At 36.4% G+C, this 16437-nt stretch carries 17 protein-coding genes; 12 read left to right on the forward strand and 5 right to left on the reverse strand.

Annotation, left to right across the window (positions count from 1 at the left end; all coding sequences use genetic code 11):
• Positions 1 to 290: 290 nt before the first annotated feature.
• The 4 genes from IC610_RS12510 to IC610_RS12525 form a co-directional block, all read right to left on the reverse strand.
• On the reverse strand, positions 291 to 896 hold the full coding sequence (locus IC610_RS12510; RefSeq protein WP_191737156.1) for a DUF4126 domain-containing protein: 606 nt from the start codon (positions 894 to 896) through the stop codon (positions 291 to 293).
• Between the two features lie 75 nt (positions 897 to 971).
• Positions 972 to 1346 carry a ribonuclease P protein component gene (rnpA, locus tag IC610_RS12515; protein WP_191737157.1) on the reverse strand — a complete coding sequence of 125 codons (375 nt, stop codon included), beginning with the start codon at positions 1344 to 1346 and terminating at the stop codon, positions 972 to 974.
• Complete coding sequence (locus IC610_RS12520) at positions 1339 to 2079, reverse strand: tRNA threonylcarbamoyladenosine dehydratase (protein ID WP_191737158.1); 741 nt, start codon at positions 2077 to 2079, stop codon at positions 1339 to 1341. The genes rnpA and IC610_RS12520 overlap by 8 nt, the downstream gene beginning before the upstream one ends.
• Complete coding sequence (locus IC610_RS12525; RefSeq protein WP_191737159.1) at positions 2072 to 2698, reverse strand: TatD family hydrolase; 627 nt, start codon at positions 2696 to 2698, stop codon at positions 2072 to 2074. The genes IC610_RS12520 and IC610_RS12525 overlap by 8 nt, the downstream gene beginning before the upstream one ends.
• Positions 2699 to 2792: 94 nt before the next feature.
• Between IC610_RS12525 and IC610_RS12530 the strand changes: the two genes are divergently transcribed.
• The 12 genes from IC610_RS12530 (at position 2793) to IC610_RS12585 (ending at position 14696) form a co-directional block, all read left to right on the forward strand.
• Positions 2793 to 3422 carry a TetR/AcrR family transcriptional regulator gene (locus IC610_RS12530; protein ID WP_191737160.1) on the forward strand — a complete coding sequence of 210 codons (630 nt, stop codon included), beginning with the start codon at positions 2793 to 2795 and terminating at the stop codon, positions 3420 to 3422.
• A 98-nt stretch (positions 3423 to 3520) separates the two neighbouring features.
• The gene (locus IC610_RS12535) at positions 3521 to 4516 is read left to right on the forward strand and encodes an outer membrane protein assembly factor BamD (protein ID WP_191737161.1); all 996 of its coding nucleotides are present in this window, start codon (positions 3521 to 3523) and stop codon (positions 4514 to 4516) included.
• Positions 4517 to 4558: 42 nt separating this feature from the next.
• A complete protein-coding gene (locus tag IC610_RS12540) occupies positions 4559 to 4882 on the forward strand; it encodes a DNA-directed RNA polymerase subunit omega (RefSeq protein WP_191737162.1) in 324 nt (107 codons plus the stop codon).
• 117 nt (positions 4883 to 4999) lie between these two features.
• Entirely contained in the window at positions 5000 to 6202 is a 1203-nt protein-coding gene (gene coaBC / locus IC610_RS12545; RefSeq protein ID WP_191737163.1) for a bifunctional phosphopantothenoylcysteine decarboxylase/phosphopantothenate--cysteine ligase CoaBC, read from the forward strand.
• A gap of 37 nt (positions 6203 to 6239) precedes the next feature.
• On the forward strand, positions 6240 to 7139 hold the full coding sequence (gene porD / locus IC610_RS12550; protein ID WP_191737164.1) for a type IX secretion system protein PorD: 900 nt from the start codon (positions 6240 to 6242) through the stop codon (positions 7137 to 7139).
• A 224-nt stretch (positions 7140 to 7363) separates the two neighbouring features.
• Positions 7364 to 9013, forward strand: coding sequence for a DNA repair protein RecN (locus IC610_RS12555; protein WP_191737165.1), 1650 nt, complete (start codon positions 7364 to 7366; stop codon positions 9011 to 9013).
• Between the two features lie 18 nt (positions 9014 to 9031).
• Positions 9032 to 9649 carry a hypothetical protein gene (locus IC610_RS12560; protein ID WP_191737166.1) on the forward strand — a complete coding sequence of 206 codons (618 nt, stop codon included), beginning with the start codon at positions 9032 to 9034 and terminating at the stop codon, positions 9647 to 9649.
• A gap of 114 nt (positions 9650 to 9763) precedes the next feature.
• Positions 9764 to 11227 carry a DUF5687 family protein gene (locus tag IC610_RS12565; RefSeq protein ID WP_191737167.1) on the forward strand — a complete coding sequence of 488 codons (1464 nt, stop codon included), beginning with the start codon at positions 9764 to 9766 and terminating at the stop codon, positions 11225 to 11227.
• Between the two features lie 169 nt (positions 11228 to 11396).
• On the forward strand, positions 11397 to 12179 hold the full coding sequence (locus tag IC610_RS12570) for an ABC transporter ATP-binding protein (RefSeq protein WP_191737168.1): 783 nt from the start codon (positions 11397 to 11399) through the stop codon (positions 12177 to 12179).
• A gap of 293 nt (positions 12180 to 12472) precedes the next feature.
• Positions 12473 to 13033: an RNA polymerase sigma factor gene (locus IC610_RS12575; RefSeq protein WP_191737169.1), complete on the forward strand. Its 561-nt coding sequence runs from the start codon at positions 12473 to 12475 to the stop codon at positions 13031 to 13033.
• On the forward strand, positions 13020 to 13628 hold the full coding sequence (locus IC610_RS12580; RefSeq protein ID WP_191737170.1) for a hypothetical protein: 609 nt from the start codon (positions 13020 to 13022) through the stop codon (positions 13626 to 13628). The genes IC610_RS12575 and IC610_RS12580 overlap by 14 nt, the downstream gene beginning before the upstream one ends.
• A gap of 30 nt (positions 13629 to 13658) precedes the next feature.
• Entirely contained in the window at positions 13659 to 14696 is a 1038-nt protein-coding gene (locus tag IC610_RS12585; protein ID WP_191737171.1) for an outer membrane beta-barrel protein, read from the forward strand.
• A 229-nt stretch (positions 14697 to 14925) separates the two neighbouring features.
• On the opposite strand, the gene fumC is transcribed toward IC610_RS12585, so the two are convergent.
• Positions 14926 to 16320, reverse strand: a complete 1395-nt coding sequence (fumC, locus tag IC610_RS12590) for a class II fumarate hydratase (RefSeq protein ID WP_191737172.1) — start codon at positions 16318 to 16320, stop codon at positions 14926 to 14928.
• Between the last annotated feature and the right edge of the window lie 117 nt (positions 16321 to 16437).

Below are 16437 nucleotides of genomic sequence, written 5' to 3' on the forward strand. Positions count from 1 at the left end.
TAAAATCTTAACCATTCGCCATTTATTATAGTGGTATTTACGTGTTGTTTTGAGTGACATAGGAAACAGCGGCGTTAAGAAATTTCGAATAATTTTCGTTAAGAAATCTCCACTGTTTGAGTGGCGGCAAAAATATTTTTTCATAACCAAAAACGTGTTTCCGCCCGAGTTTTGGAGATTTTAGGAAATTTTTCGAAATTTTAGCCAAAGTTTCCAAGTCTTGAACTTTTGGTTCTTTTGTTTTAAGACAAAAGAACAAATAATCAGAATAAATTTGAAATATTAGAAATTTAATTTCTCAATTTTTGGCGACGGGCCAAAAACTTTTTTATCAGTTTTTTTCCTCCGATTATAATCAGGATAATTATAATAATACTTAAAATAAAAGCGATAACAGGTGCAAGCATCGAAACAACCGTCATAAATCCTGCGCCTGCAGTTTCGGTACTTCCTACAATAAAATTTCCGGTTCCGCCTGTAGTGGCTGTGGAAGCCGCACGTAATCCTGCAAAGCCTGAGCTGATGGTTGCTGCCGTCCCTCCTCCCGCAATAATAGCCAGTGCCCACTGCGGAAAAGTCCCGAGATCTGCAAACTGACTCGCGAACAAAACCGAGCCGGCCACCGTAGAAAGCGGTATGGCCACGGAATCCAGCAAGTGATCTACAAAAGGAATGTAGTAGGCGAGAATTTCTGCAACAGTGGCAATTCCGGTCATAATTAATGTGGGAAGACCTGCGAGCCATTCAAAGTTTTCGCTCATCGGGATCCAGCCAAGATAGGAAGAAAGGCTTACTGCAAACAAAGGCAGAAAAACCCTGAAACCGGTTGCAGCAGCGAGACCAATGCCAAAAAAGGCACTCACGATATATGGAAAGTAGGGAATATTGTCAAGCATTTTATTTTCAGATTTGTGAAGTTTAAATTTAATGAAATTTTAGATGCTTACTCTGAAAATCTTTTGCAGAAAGATTTATTTCTTACGCTGAGCCTGACACAGTTTTATAAACTGTTCTTCAACTTCTCTGTATCCCACAGCTTTTTCTGAAGATGCCCAAAAAAGCATAGCGTGGGATAAATCTCCAAAAGCTTCTTTATACAGATCTTTGTTTAAACGGAAACATTCCCGCAGAAGTCTTTTGAAACGGTTCCTGTCAACGGCTTTTTTAAAGTATCGCTTTGATACAGAAACTCCGAATTTCAGTTCAGAGATCGGTTGGGTCTCTTTATTTTTCAGAATAATGATTCGTAAATTACCATAAGTCCGCCATTTTCCCTTTTCAAAAAGTAAACTGATGTCGTTTTTCCCTTTCAGCTTCTCAGCGGCCGGATATTTAAAGTTATTCATCACCGGAATCTGTCTTTTTAACCAGATGATTAATTACTTCTGAAGCGGCGTAAAGCCCAAAAATGGCAGGCATAAAGCTGATGGTTCCGTAGAATGATCTTTTATAGTTGCTGCCGTCAGTCATTTTTAAGCTGTCTTCATCCTGTATGTCGTCAGCAAAAACGCAGCGTACTCCTTTGTCAATTTTTACTTTTTTCAGTCTCTTTCTGATCTGTCTTGCAAGATGACAGTGCTGGGTTTTGCTGATGTCACGCACCATAACTTTGGAAGGATCAGATTTTCCTCCCGCTCCCATACAGCTTACTACTTTTATTTTTCTGCGTTTCGCGGCAATAATTAAAGCGAGTTTTGGTGTGATGCTGTCGATGCAGTCTAAAACGTAGTCGAAATTTTTTCCGTCAAAAACTTCGTCCATACGGTCAGGATTCAGGAATTCGTTTATCCGGATAAGATTAAGTTTAGGATTGATGTCTAAAAGTCTGTCGCCTACAATTTCTACTTTATGTTTTCCGATGGTAGAATGCAGCGCAGGTAACTGTCTGTTGATATTGGTAATATCTACGGTGTCGCCGTCTACGATTGTCATATTTCCCACACCGGCTCTGGCCAGAAATTCTGCTGCAAAAGATCCTACACCGCCAAGTCCTACAACCAAAACGTTGGAATTATGAAGATTTTCCAAACCTGTTTCTTTGATGAGAAGTTCTGTTCTTTCAAGCCAGTTTTTATCCATTTTTTATCGTTTCTAAATTAACAAAGATTTGATCCTGAAGATTTTTTGTCGATATATTCTTTATTTCCGAAACTTTGTGATACAGTTCTTCAATACTGAAATCTGCATCATCAGTTTCTAAAAACAGTCTATCTAAAGGAGCGTTTTTTAAAGTATTTTGCAAAGATAGATTATACAAAACTGCTTTTCCAAAACTCAGGTAAAAATTATTCGACAGAAGGCTGTCTGCAACGGACTGTTTCTTATTAAAACCATGCAGAATCATCGGAAATTCAGATTTTTTTCTGAAAGGAATCAGTTCAGAGAATCTTTTGACGCAGTGAATGATTAAAGGTTTTTTTAATTCATTGGCGATGTTAATCTGTTCCAGAAAAACTTTATTCTGAACTTCAGCAGTCGCCGAAACCATCGGGTCTAAACCGCATTCACCTATGGCAAAGCAGTTTTCATTTATACTTTCTTTCAGCCATTCAATTTGCAGGCTTAATTTATTTTCATCAATATCCTTCGGATGAATTCCGGCAGAGAAAGGCATTTCCGGAACTGCCTGAAACAGCTCAAGATTATAAATTCCGTTGGCAAAATTTTGTTTATGATGATGAAAATCGAAGTAAGACATATTCAAAAATAATCAAATTTATGTTTTAAATTATCAAACGGCTGTTTATGGATTTTGTTAAAAATTTCATAACTTTAAGGCAAAGTCAGTTTCTATGAAGAAAAAGTTTACGGAAAAACAGATCCATATTTTAGATATTGCTGAAGAACTTATTGCCAGAAAGGGATATGAAGGCACTTCTGTAAGGGATATTTGCTCTAAAGCGAATATCAATGTTGCGATGATTTCGTATTACTTTGGCTCCAAAGAAAAAATGATGTCATATCTCTATCAGTACAGAGTTTTGAAGACGAGAGAGAATTTTTCAGAATTTGCAGATACGATCAAAGATGGCAAGCCTGAAATGCAGATGAAGGAAATGGTAAAGTTTATCATCTCTCAACTTTTTAAGTATAATTATTTTCACGGCTTCGTTACTCAGGAGCTAAGACATTCTGATCAGGTGAAGAATGAACTTCTGGACTGCTATCAGCTGTTTGTTAGAAAAATTGACGAAGTGACAAAAAAAGGGGTTGCCTCGGGTGTTTTTACTTTTACTCCAAAACCTGAAGATCTTCTCACCGTGATTATCGGAGCTACACTATTTGTAATCAGAAATAAAAATTTCTACGAGCTCTATGTTCCACACAAAGATTCTGATTCTTACGACAAAGAAGCTGAAAAAAAGGTAAGAGTGAATACATTAATGTCGGTTTTTGCTATTTTAGGATACGCTACAGACTAATTTTACGTTAAATAATCATAAAAAAAAGTCTTTTGCAAAAAAAGTTTTATTTTTGCAAATTAAAAGTTCGGAAAAATACCGAATCTGTTGAATTCCTTATGAAAAAGTATATTTTAGGTATTTTCGCTGTAGCGGTACTTGCTGCCTGTAAAAGCACTCAGCAAAAAGCATTAACCAGTGCGGATAAAACGTTTATCCTGAAAACTGCCAACGAAAATTTTGCTAAAAAGAAATGGAAGAATGCATTGGCATTATACGATAGACTTCCCAATCTTGTTGCAGGTACAGATGATGCACCGAATGTGGTTTTCAATTCGGCGTATGCCAATTATTATGATAAAAATTATAAACTGGCAGGTCATCAGTTTAAAAATTTCTCAGTAAGCTTTCCGCAGGATCCAAGAAAAGAAGAGGCTGCGTATATGTCTGCATTGTGCTACTACAACGGATCGATGGATTACAACTTGGATCAGTCGAGTACAGAACTGGCAATTAACGAACTTCAGGATTTCTTAACCAACCATCCGGATTCTGAAAGAGGCAAAAACATCAACACAATGATTGATGAGCTTACTTACAAACTTGAGTTTAAAGCTTTCGAAAATGCAAAACACTACTACAAAATGGGAGATTACAAATCTACCGGTGTGGCATTTGAAAATGTTTTGGAAGATTTCCCAAGTACAAAACTCCGTCCGAAAATCTATGATTATATGATGAATGCACGCTATTCTTTGGCAATGGGTTCTAATTATAATCTGAAAGACGAGCGTATTGAAAGTGCTTTGGCTTTTACAAGACAGGTTGAAAAAGAACTTCCGAATACAGAATACGCTAAAACCGCGGTTGATTTAAGAGGTAAATTGGAAAGAGAAAAGAAAAATTTCGTTGTAGTAAAGAAGGAGAATGATGAGAGAATCGCATTGCTGAACGAAAGACAGAAAAGAATTGCAGATCAGGAAGCGAAAAAGATAAAAACTGAAGAGCAGATGAAAGATCAGATGGAAAACGAAAAGCAGGCAAACCAAATGAGAAGAGACAGTGCAGTGTTGCAGACACCTCCTCCCGCAGCTACTTTCAAAATCCAAAGATAAGTCGTACATTTGCCATCTTAAAAATAAATTAATTTTCTCAAAATGAGCGTAAAAGATACAAAAGCAGAAGTAAATACTATTACTTACAACAAAGATAAGATTGAAGAAAAAGTAGGATCAATCTACGAGGCGATTGTTATCATGGGCAAAAGAGCAGAGCAGATCAATGCAGAAATCCGTACAGAACTTCACAATAAGCTGGACGAATTTGCGGTGCACAATTCTACTCTGGAAGAAGTTTTCGAAAACAGAGAGCAGATTGAGATCTCTAAGCATTACGAAAAACTTCCAAAACCAACTTCAATTGCAATTGAAGAATGGTTAAACGGAGACGTTTACTTCAGAAAAACTGAAGAAAGAAAGTAATATTATGTGTTTTTTATAAACAGAGGTCATAGAAGAATTTTTCTTTTATGACCTTTGTTGTTTACACCACTGTCGTTCACCAAAAAATAAGTATTTTAGTACTTTAAAAATATTTTAATGGCAATCTCAGGGAAAAAGATCCTACTTGCAGTTTCCGGCGGCATCGCAGCTTACAAAATCCATTTTTTGATTCGGGATTTGATGAAAAAAGGAGCAGATGTACAGGTCATTATGACGGCTGATGCAGAACAGTTTGTCACCAAGCTCAGTCTTTCAGTTTTATCTAAAAAGCCTGTTTACAGCGATTTTTATGGCGAAAACGGATCGTGGAACAGCCATGTAGATTTGGGACTTTGGGCAGACTTAATGATAGTTGCACCCTGCACGGCGAATACTTTAGCTAAAATGGTTAACGGAATTTGCGATAATCTTGTGATTGCAACTTATATGTCGGCAAAGTGCCCTGTTGTTATCGCACCAGCGATGGATCTGGATATGTATAAACATCCGTCATCAAAGAGAAATCTTGATCTTGCAGAAAGTTTTGGTCACATCATTATTCCTGCAGAAAGTGGCGAATTAGCGAGCGGATTGGTAGGTCAGGGAAGAATGGCCGAACCTGAAACGATCGCAAGAATTGCTGAAGAATTTTTTAATTTAAATCAAAATAAATCATTGGCAGGCAAAACTGTTTTGATTACAGCGGGGCCAACCTATGAAGCCATCGATCCTGTAAGGTTTATAGGAAATCATTCCTCAGGAAAAATGGGATATTCTCTGGCTGATGAAGCAGCAAAGCGTGGCGCAAAAGTAATTCTGGTTTCCGGACCGAGTTCTGAAAAAGTTTCAAATAAAAATATTGAAATCCACAAAGTGACTTCGGCAAAAGAAATGTTCGATAAGGTTTTTGAATTTTATGATACCGTTGATATCGGCATCGCAAGTGCTGCCGTCGCAGACTACACGCCAAAAGTGGTAGCTTCAGAAAAAATTAAGAAAAATGACGAAAGTTTTACAATTGAATTAATCAAAAATCCCGATATTCTCAAAACAATGGGTGAGCAGAAAAAACATCAGTTTTTAGTAGGTTTTGCTTTGGAAACTCAAAATGAAGAAGAAAATGCAATTGGGAAACTTCACAAGAAAAATCTTGATATGATTGTTTTGAATTCTCTTCGCGATGCGGGTGCTGGATTTAAAAATGACACCAATAAAATCAGAATTTTCACCAATACTAAAAAGGTTGAATTTGATCTGAAATCGAAAGACTCTGTTGCAATTGATATTCTCGACTTCATTGAGAATCAATATTTAAAATAAATTTAATAAATTTCCGTTCTCAATTTTACTATTAGAAATGAAAAAATACATCATACTCTTTTTGCTTTTAATTTCTCACTTATCGTTTGCGCAGGAAATTCTTGCGACCGTACAAGTCAATACACAGCAGATTCAGGGGAGCAATCAGCAGGCTTTTAAGGCTTTAGAGAAAAGTTTAAGAGACTTTATCAACAACACCAGCTGGACGGGTAAAAAACTTCAGAATTTCGAAAAAATCAAATCAAATTTCTCTCTCGTTCTTAGCGAAAGAGATGGGAACAGATATAAAGGTAGTATTGTAGTGCAGGCTGTAAGACCGGTTTTCAACTCATCTTACGAATCTCCGTTACTTAATCTTCAGGATACAAAATTTGCATTTGAATATGTAGAAAATGAAAATCTTGTGTTCAATGAAAGACAGTTTTCAGGGAAAAATTTAATTGATGTGATTAGTTTTTACGTTTATGTAATTTTAGGTTATGATGCCGACAGTTTTCAGTCTAACGGAGGAACACAGTATTTCTCAAAAGCTCAGCAGATCGCACAAAATGCACAAAACAGAGGTTATGAAGGCTGGAATCAGATTAATGAGCCGAGAAGCCGCACCATTTTAATAGGAGAAATTTTGAATCCTAACATGAACCAGCTTCGTTCGACGATATATACCTATCACAGAGCAGGTCTGGATAATCTTTTCAATCAGGATCAGAGTCAGGGCAAAAAGATTCTTTTTGATACGCTGATGCAGTTGAAAATGTATGAAAACAACTTCCAGCAGAATTATTTTTTCAATCTTTTCATGGATAACAAAAGCGATGAGATCTACAATATTTTCAATTCCAGCAACAACGGAGGTGTAAATGTTGCTGATCTGAAACAGCTGATGACCACATTTGCTCCCAAGTTCGCCGAAACGAAATGGAATAAGTGGAAATAGATGTTTGTTATCAGATTATTAATGCATTCAGCTTAATGTATTTTATCTCGTAAATCTAACAACTCTAAGATGCTTTTTCCTTAATCACTTAGCTGTCTTAATGGTAAAATTTCTGTAATGATTTTAAAAAAATTATTTGAAACAGAAATTTTCGCCACTCGCATAATTGTTGAGTTGTCATTACTAAAATTTATATTTGCAGTATTAATGCAGACTTCAGAAATATGCTTTCCAGAATCTATATCAAAAACTTTGCACTCATCGATGTGCTCGAAGTTAATCTAAATAAAGGTTTACAGGTCATTACCGGAGAAACCGGTGCAGGAAAATCTATTATCCTCGGTGCACTGCGCCTGATTTTGGGTGAAAGAGCCGATCTGAAATCTATTTCTAAAGCGGAAGAAAAGAGCGTTGTAGAAACTGAATTTTCATTAAACAATCAGTTCAAAAAATTCTTCATCGAGAACGATCTCGATTACGAGCATCAGACAATCATCAGGAGGGAAATTCTGCCTTCAGGAAAATCAAGGGCGTTTATCAATGACGTTCCTGTAACTCTGGATATCCTTAAAGAACTTACTTCGCAGTTGGTAGACATTCATTCTCAGTTTGAAACTTCAAATTTATTTACTTCAGAATATCAGTTTAAAATCATCGACGGTATTTCCGGGAATAAAAGTATTCTGGAAGAATATCAGAAAGAATTTTCAGATTTTCAGAGTCTTCAGCTTCAGCTTAAAAAATATAAAACCCAGCTTTCAGAAAACAATAAAGAAAGCGATTATAAAACCTTTCTTTTAAATGAACTGGAAGAATTTGATCTCGATCATGTAGATTTTGAAGAACTTCAGAACCAGCTTTCAGTACAGGAAAATGCGGAGATGATTTCAGAAAATCTCGCTCAGATTCTTTCAAGATTTCATCAGGAAGAATTGGGGATTCTTTCATTTTTTAATGAAGCGAAAAATAAACTTTCCAAAATTGCCGAAGTTTCACAAAGTTTTGCAGAACTCGACGGAAGACTGGAAACTTCTTTTGTAGAAGTGAAAGATATTATTTCCGAACTGGAAAATGAAGCTGAAAAAATTGAAATCAATCCTAAAAATTTAGCGCTTTTAGGTCTGCTTAATAATAAACTCAACACACTTTTCATCAAGCACAACGTTTCTGATGTGGAAGGTTTGAAGGAAATCAGAGATCAGCTGGCCGGCGAACAAAAAGGTGCTTCCGAACTTGAAGAACTGATTGATCAGATTGAGAAAAATATTATTTTAAAAGAAAAAACACTTGCAGATCTTTCAAAAAAACTTTCGGATAAAAGAAAGAAAAGCACGCCGTCATTTATTTCTAAAGCTGAAGGTTTGCTTAAAAAATTAGGTCTTGAAAAAGCCAAAGTGGAAATTGATCTTCAGGATTCACTCGATTTTAATTCCTTTGGAAAAGAAAATATTCAGCTGCTGTTTCAGGCGAATTCAGGATTTCCGCTGAGACCGATCCAAACTGCGGTTTCAGGCGGGGAAAGGTCGAGAGTGATGCTCGCTGTAAAGAAAATTATTGCCGAAAGCGACGAACTTCCAACCTTAATTTTAGACGAAATCGACACAGGAGTTTCAGGAAAAGTAGCCGAAGAAATCGGAAATCTGATGCGTGAAATGTCTGAAGATATGCAGCTGATCGTTATTTCTCATCTCGCACAGGTTGCCGCAAAAGGAAACGACAATTATAAAGTGGTTAAGCAGGATGTCAACGGTAAAACGCAATCCAACATCGTTGCTCTTTCTGACGAAGATAAATTGAATGAAATTGCGCAGTTGCTTTCGGGTAGTAAAATTACAGAAGCCGCTTTGGCGCAGGCGAAGGAGTTGATTGGTTAGAAAAAACTATTTAAGTTCATGATTAAAGGTATTGATTTAATTGAGAAAATCATTGAATTCATTGAAATGATACCTGATAAGGAATTGTGGAATTACAAATCCTTGGAGAATAATGAGTCAGCTTTATTAAGACTTAAGCAAATAGATATTTTAATTGGAGCTTTTGGCTTAAGAAAACAGAATGCGGTAATTTCTTTGCGAGACGAAATCGCTCAAGTCCTGAATGGGAATTTTTATGAAAACTTGGATTGGGAAATCTCAAATCAGACAACAGAATTTGTACATCAATTTATACTAGACAAAATGTTGGATAAAGAATATATCGAACCGCTACGGCGACATGAAATTTTGTTTATTTTTCCTAAAATGTTAAATTATAAAATCCAAATTACCAAGCTCTTAAAATTCAATTCCGGATGGCTGGAATGTAGCCCAAGATTCAACTTAGCATATTTTCATATCAATATGGTAGATGAAATCAACGCAAAATTTGCCGATAAATACCAAATTTTAGATGATATTATTGAATTAATTGTCAATCCAAAGAATCAAACCTTTATCGAAGCTGACTTGGTTGAGCAATTTAATTATGTATCGGATGACGAAATCCAAAAATCTGATTTTGAAAATTGGTAATGCTATATTAATATTCCACAATACATTCCTCATAAAAATCCAATTAAAATCCCTGTTTCAGGACAAACTTGTAACAAAAACTGCCTTATATTTACTAATGTAAAAAAGTAAACTATGTTTAAAAGGTTTCTGAAGCTGGAGTGGAAGAGTTTTTTCAGAGGTTCTTCGGTCGGGATTAATCTGGCTATGAAGATTTTGAGAATCGTCGGGATTTGTTTCTTTGTTTTGTGGCTTGCAATGATGTCTTTCATTGCCTATTTCTATGTACAGGAAGAAATGAATGAGGATCCGTTGAAAATAATTTCACGTTTTCTGATTATTGGCTGGCTTATAGATTTGGTTTTCAAATACATGATTCAACAGATTCCCACGCAGAATATCAAGCCTTTTCTTACCCAGAATATTCCTAAAAAAGTTGTTGTCAATTATACTTTAATTAAAACTTTTCTTACGCCGCTGAGTTGGTTTAATTCCATATTTTTGGTTACATTCTGTGGAATTTTAGTTTTCAACGGTTACGGTTTTCTTGGGGTTTTCACTTGGTTTATAGGAGTTTCTTCTCTGTTTTATCTTAATAATTTTATCAATCTTTTATTTAATGATAAAGAAAGTGTGGCGATCGGTGTCGGCATTTTCGTTGCAGTTTTTGCTGCTTTAAATTATTACGAAATTGTCCCTATTTTATCTTATTCAGAAAAGCTTTTCTATAATTTGTACGAACGACCTTATTTTGCGGTAGTTCCTGTTGTGCTTTTCCTTGGTCTGTGGAAAATTACCTTTAATTACATCCGAAAAGGTTTTTATCTTGATGAAGGTCTTGAAGCTAAAAAAGAAATCGGAAAAACCGAAAACATCGCTTTCCTGAACAAATACGGAGCTATCGGAACCTTTATCAACAATGACATCAAAATGCTGAAGCGAAACAAGGTGACCAAAGGTGTTGTGATAGGCAGTTTCATGTTTGTGTTTTACGGCTTGCTGATGTTTTCCAATAAATATTACCAGACACCTGCAGCGCTGATGTTTATGGGACTTTTTGTAACCGGAGGTTTTCAGTTTACTTTCGGAGGGAGAGTTCCTGCGTTCGACAGTGCCTATTATCCTCTGATGATGACGCTCAACGTGCCGTATAAAGAATACATCAAAGGCAAATGGTGGCTCATGAATATTGTAACGGTCTTTTCTATCGTCTTGGCCTTATTCTACGTATACTTCGGATGGGATGTCTACCTCGCATTTTTTGCGGCGGGAATTTACAATATCGGTGTCAACTCACAGTTTACCCTTTTGTCGGGCGCTTACAATAAAAACCTCATCGATTTAAATTCAAAAGAAAAGAGAGTTGGGCAAAAAAATACATTCACTTTTAAAACGATTATTCTGATGGTGCCAAAAATGCTTTTGCCAATGGCTGTTTACGGGATTTTCTTCTACTTCTTCGGAATTACTGCAGCGGTAACCAGCATCGCAGTTTTGGGTCTTTTAGGATTTATTTTCCGCGAAAAAATCTTCGATATCATTATTAAAGTTTATAAAACCGAGAAATACAGTACGATTGAGGCTTTTAAGAAAGATTAAATTGAAAAAACCAAGTAAAAAGGGAAAAGAGCCAAGTTTGTTAAAGAAAACTTAGGTGACCCGAAAGGGTCAAACAAAAGTAGCCGTGGGTAAGACCCATGGGAATTAAAATGTAAAATTTATTATTTAACATCCTTCATTAAACATCAAACACCCAACATTGAACAACATGATTACAATACAGAATTTAAAGAAAACATACGGAACAGCAACCGTTCTCAATATAGAAAATTTAGAAATTACAAAAGGCGAAACTTTCGGCCTGGTCGGAAACAATGGTGCTGGAAAAACAACACTTTTCAGTTTAATACTTGATTTAATTCAGCCTACAACAGGATTTGTAAGCGTTGATGACATTAAAGTAAATGAATCTGAAGCATGGAAAAATAAAGTTTCAGCATTCATCGACGAAACTTTCTTAATTGGATATTTGACTCCAGAAGAATATTTCTATTTTATCGGCGAACTGAGAGGTCAAAATAAAGCTTCTGTAGATGAGTTTTTAAAGCAGTTCCATGATTTATTTAATGGCGAAATTGTCAATGCAGGAAAATACGTCCGTGATCTTTCAAAAGGGAATCAGAAAAAGGTAGGAATTGTTGGATCCTTAATTGGTAGACCGGAAATCATTATTCTGGATGAGCCTTTTGCCAATCTTGATCCCTCCACGCAGATCAAACTTAAAAATATGATCCGTGATTTTGCAAGAGAAAATGGGGTGACATTTTTAATTTCAAGCCACGATCTTGCTCATACAACAGAAGTCTGCAACAGAATTGTGGTTGTGAATAAAGGCGAAGTCGTACGTGATATCCAAACCACTCCCGAAACCTTACGTGATCTTGAAAAGTATTTTGAAGATCAGGTCAACTCGGCAAAACATGAAGTTGTTGTTGAGGCGCCTGTAGTTTCTGAGGATTTACCAGAAGAAAATACGGGCGGAACGTTTTGATTAAATCTAAAAGATTTCAACGGTAAAATTAAGCCCTGAAAGGGCTTCATCATCAGCATTGGGTGCAGCCCAATGTTAATATGTAATTTTTTCAAAAAGCCCTGGAAGGGCGACATCAACATAATCGGTGCATCATATCAGAAATATTTAAAATAATTTCAAAAAATATAACATTCATTTTCAGTAGGTTACGAAAAATTTAAATAAAGTTTAAAAAATATTGTAACCATTTTAAACTTTTGCTGTCTTTAGTATAGAAATCGAAGATTCGACGAAGTCAAATAGAATAAACCATGAAGCTTTTGTTTGGAAATAAAAAAGATGATCTGCTGAGCCGCCTCAAAAGGCAGGATCCGGCTGCGCAGAAAACCTTTTATGATCAGAGTGTAAAGAAATTCCTGAGTGTGGCTAAAACCTACGTCAGCGATATTTATCAGGCTGAAGACTGCGTGATAAAAGCATTCTGCAAGATTTTTAAACACATTGAGAGCTTCCGTGGAGAAGGAAACTTCGAAGGTTGGGCGAGAAAAATTGTAGTCAACGAATGTCTCAATTTTATTAAAAGCCGCAAGACGGTTTTCTACCTCGATGACGTTCACGCTTCTGTTTTGGAAGATTTGCAGGAAGAGATATTTGAGTTTGATTTTAATGCTCAGGAACTTTTAGATCAGCTTCCGGATGCGTACAGAATGGTTTTCAATCTTTATGTGATTGAAGAATATTCGCATCAGGAAATCGCAGATACGCTGAACATTTCCTTGGCAGTAAGCAAAACCCAACTCTTCAGAGCAAAAGAAAAATTAAGAAAGATTTACTTTCAACAACAAAAACAACTGAAAAATGAACTCGTTTAATAATAGTTTTGAAAAAAACATCAAAAAACAAATCGATGAAAGAGAGCTAACTCCTTCAAGAGATTTGTGGGCAGAAATTCAGGCTCAGACTGACAATTCCGGTTTTAAGAAATCTAAATTTAACTGGGTTTATCTGGCTGCGTGTTTTGTTGTAATCTTCGGTTTGGGAGCAGTACTTTTTTTGAATAATGATGATGATCCCAAAATACAGATGGCTGAAGCGGTAAAAACACCTTCTTTAGAATCTGAAACTGTTGCTCAACCCGAAATCATCAATTCTCAGGAAATCATTACAGATCAAGATCAGGAAAAACTGACTCAGGTAAAGAACCAGCCGTTGCAGGAAAATGCTGCACAGGAAATTCAGACTCAAAGCAATCTGCCTCTCATCAAAGAAAATCCTTCTGAGGTCGCTTCTCAGATCATTCAGAATTCACCTGCTAAAATCATCGCAAAATCTGATTCTGTACAGGTGAAAAAGAAAAAAAGATATGTTGATCCTTCAACTTTGCTTTTCTCAATCGAGCATAAGGAAGTCATCGAAAAATCTAAAGACGGAAGCAACGTTGCAACCATCGATCTGAACAACAAATAATTCAATTTTAAACTAAAAAATAATAATACTATGATTAAGAAATTTATCATCACAGGAATGTTGTGCCTTGTTGCCAACTCAGTTAATGCACAGAAAAAAACATTGGGAATCAATCTTCAGTCTAAAGAAGATACCACGGTAAGCCCGATCGTTAAAGAGAAAGTTGAAGAATACGCTGCGAAAATCAACGGAATTATTCAGGAAGAAAAAAAGTTAATGGAAAGCGAATTGGCGACTCTTCAGGCCAAAAATTTAGAGAAAGCTGAATTCGACAGACAGAAAGCACAAATTGCAGACAGCTATTCAGATAAAATAGACACAAAAATTGAAGCCCTGGGTTTTGATTTGGATCAGGTCATTCAAAAGCAGGTAAGATATTCTCTTCTGAATTCTGATGTAACCTCAAACGAAGAATTGAAAGCACAATTGCTTAAGAAATACCGTCCCACAAAAAGCCTTGAAGGATATTTCGCTTACGGAATTATGACATTGACGAATGACAAGCCGGATAATGATTTGGATAAAAACCTGGGTTACGCAAACAATCTTGAGTTCGGGTTAAAATTCAATTACCAGTTCAGCAGAACGAGCCCTTGGGGATTGATTTCAGGATTAGGTTTCTCATGGAGAACAGTTCGTCCGGACAACAATATGATTTTCGCTAAACAGAACAGTGATGTGATGTTGGCAAAATATGAAGGAAGCTTAGATAAATCTAAATTGAGAACAGGTTATTTGATGGTACCTTTTGGTTTTCAGTATAATTTTTCTAAAATTAAAAATGCCGGAATGGATGTACAGTACAGACCATATTCAGATGGTTTGAGAATGACTGCGAATGTGTATGGAGGCGTAAGAATGTCAACGAATAATATTGTTAAAGGAGACAGTCAGAGTTTCAGAGACCGTTCAAATTATCAGGTGAATCCTTTTGTTTATGGGGCTCAGTTCACAGTTTCCTATGACAATCTGAGTGTTTTCGTTAAAAGAGATTTCAGCAATTTCTTCAAAGATTCTTATTTTGAAAACGATAAAGCTTTGGTTTTCGGAATTGCTTTAGGCTGGTAAGATTTTTCACATTTATATTTAACAGAAAACTCCGTAGAAATTTATTTCCACGGAGTTTTTATCAATTATTTGTTTTAAATCTCTCACAGATCTAACGGATTTGCACAGAGGTGAAGGTAGAAAAATCTGTTGAATATTTGAATATTATAATGCTTTCATCTCAAGCAGATCATGCAGATTAAAAATCTGTGAAAATCTGTGAAAATCTGTGCAATCTGTGAGCAATATATTATTTCAAACTTCCCACCATATCCTCAGGCTTCACCCATTCGTCAAACTGTTCAGAAGTAACAAAACCAAGATTAATCGCTTCCTCTTTTAAAGTCGTTCCGTTTTTGTGAGCGGTTTTTGCAATTTTAGCAGCGTTCTCATAACCGATATGCGTGTTCAAGGCTGTAACCAGCATCAAAGATTTATCAACTAATTCTTTAATTCTCTCATGATTCGGTTCAATTCCAACGGCACAGTGATCATTAAATGAAATACACGCATCAGCAATCAACTGAGCCGACTGTAAAAAATTGTAAGCCATTACCGGTTTAAAAACATTCAGTTCGTAGTTCCCCTGAGTTCCCGCAAAAGAAATCGTCGTATCATTTCCTAAAACCTGAGCACACACCATTGTCAACGCCTCATTTTGCGTAGGATTTACTTTTCCCGGCATAATTGAAGATCCCGGCTCATTTTCCGGAATGTGAATTTCCCCAATCCCAGAACGAGGTCCGGAAGCCAATAATCTAACATCCTGAGCGATTTTATAAAGTGAAACTGCCAGTTGTTTCAGCGCTCCGTGAGATTCGACGATTGCATCGTGAGCGGCTAATGCTTCAAATTTATTTTCTGCTGTTACAAAAGGGAGGTTGGTAAATTTTGCAATGTATTCCGCAACTTTTACATCATAACCCTGAGGCGTATTCAAACCGGTTCCTACTGCAGTTCCTCCCAAAGCCAGTTCAGAAAGGTGAGGCAATGTATTTTTTAAAGCTTTAATTCCATAATTCAACTGAGCGACATATCCTGAAAATTCCTGACCTAAAGTTAATGGGGTAGCATCCATCAAATGCGTTCTCCCGATTTTCACAATGTCTTTAAACGCAACAGCTTTCTCGTTCAACGTATTTTTTAGTTTCTCAACCGCAGGAATGGTAACTTCAACCACTTTTTTATAGGCAGCAATGTGCATCGCGGTTGGATAGGTATCGTTGGAAGACTGAGATTTATTAACATCATCGTTCGGGTGAACTTCAGTTTTGTCGCCCAAATTTCCACCTGCGTTAAAGTGAGATCGGTTGGCAATTACTTCATTCACATTCATATTCGATTGTGTTCCCGAGCCGGTTTGCCAGATCACCAAAGGAAACTGATCGTTGAGTTTTCCATCCAGTATTTCGTCACAAACTTTTCCGATCATGTCTCTTTTCCCTGCATCTAAAACTCCTAAGTCAGTGTTCGTGTAGGCCGCAGCTTTTTTTAAATAAGCAAATGCTTCGATAATTTCATGAGGCATAGAGCCTTCCGGACCGATTTTGAAATTGTTTCTTGAACGCTCTGTCTGTGCGCCCCAAAATTTGTCTGCAGGAACCTGCACTTCACCCATGGTGTCTTTTTCTATTCTGTAATTCATAGTGATTGATATTATTTTTTCTGTTTATTAAATTTTAATCACAAATTTTAGCCATCAAACTATCCATTAGGTTTGTCCTTCCGAAGGAATCTGAACTATTTACATTAAAGTCTTTGC

Source organism: Chryseobacterium caseinilyticum (assembly GCF_014837145.1).
Classification (GTDB): Bacteria; Bacteroidota; Bacteroidia; order Flavobacteriales; family Weeksellaceae; genus Chryseobacterium; species Chryseobacterium caseinilyticum.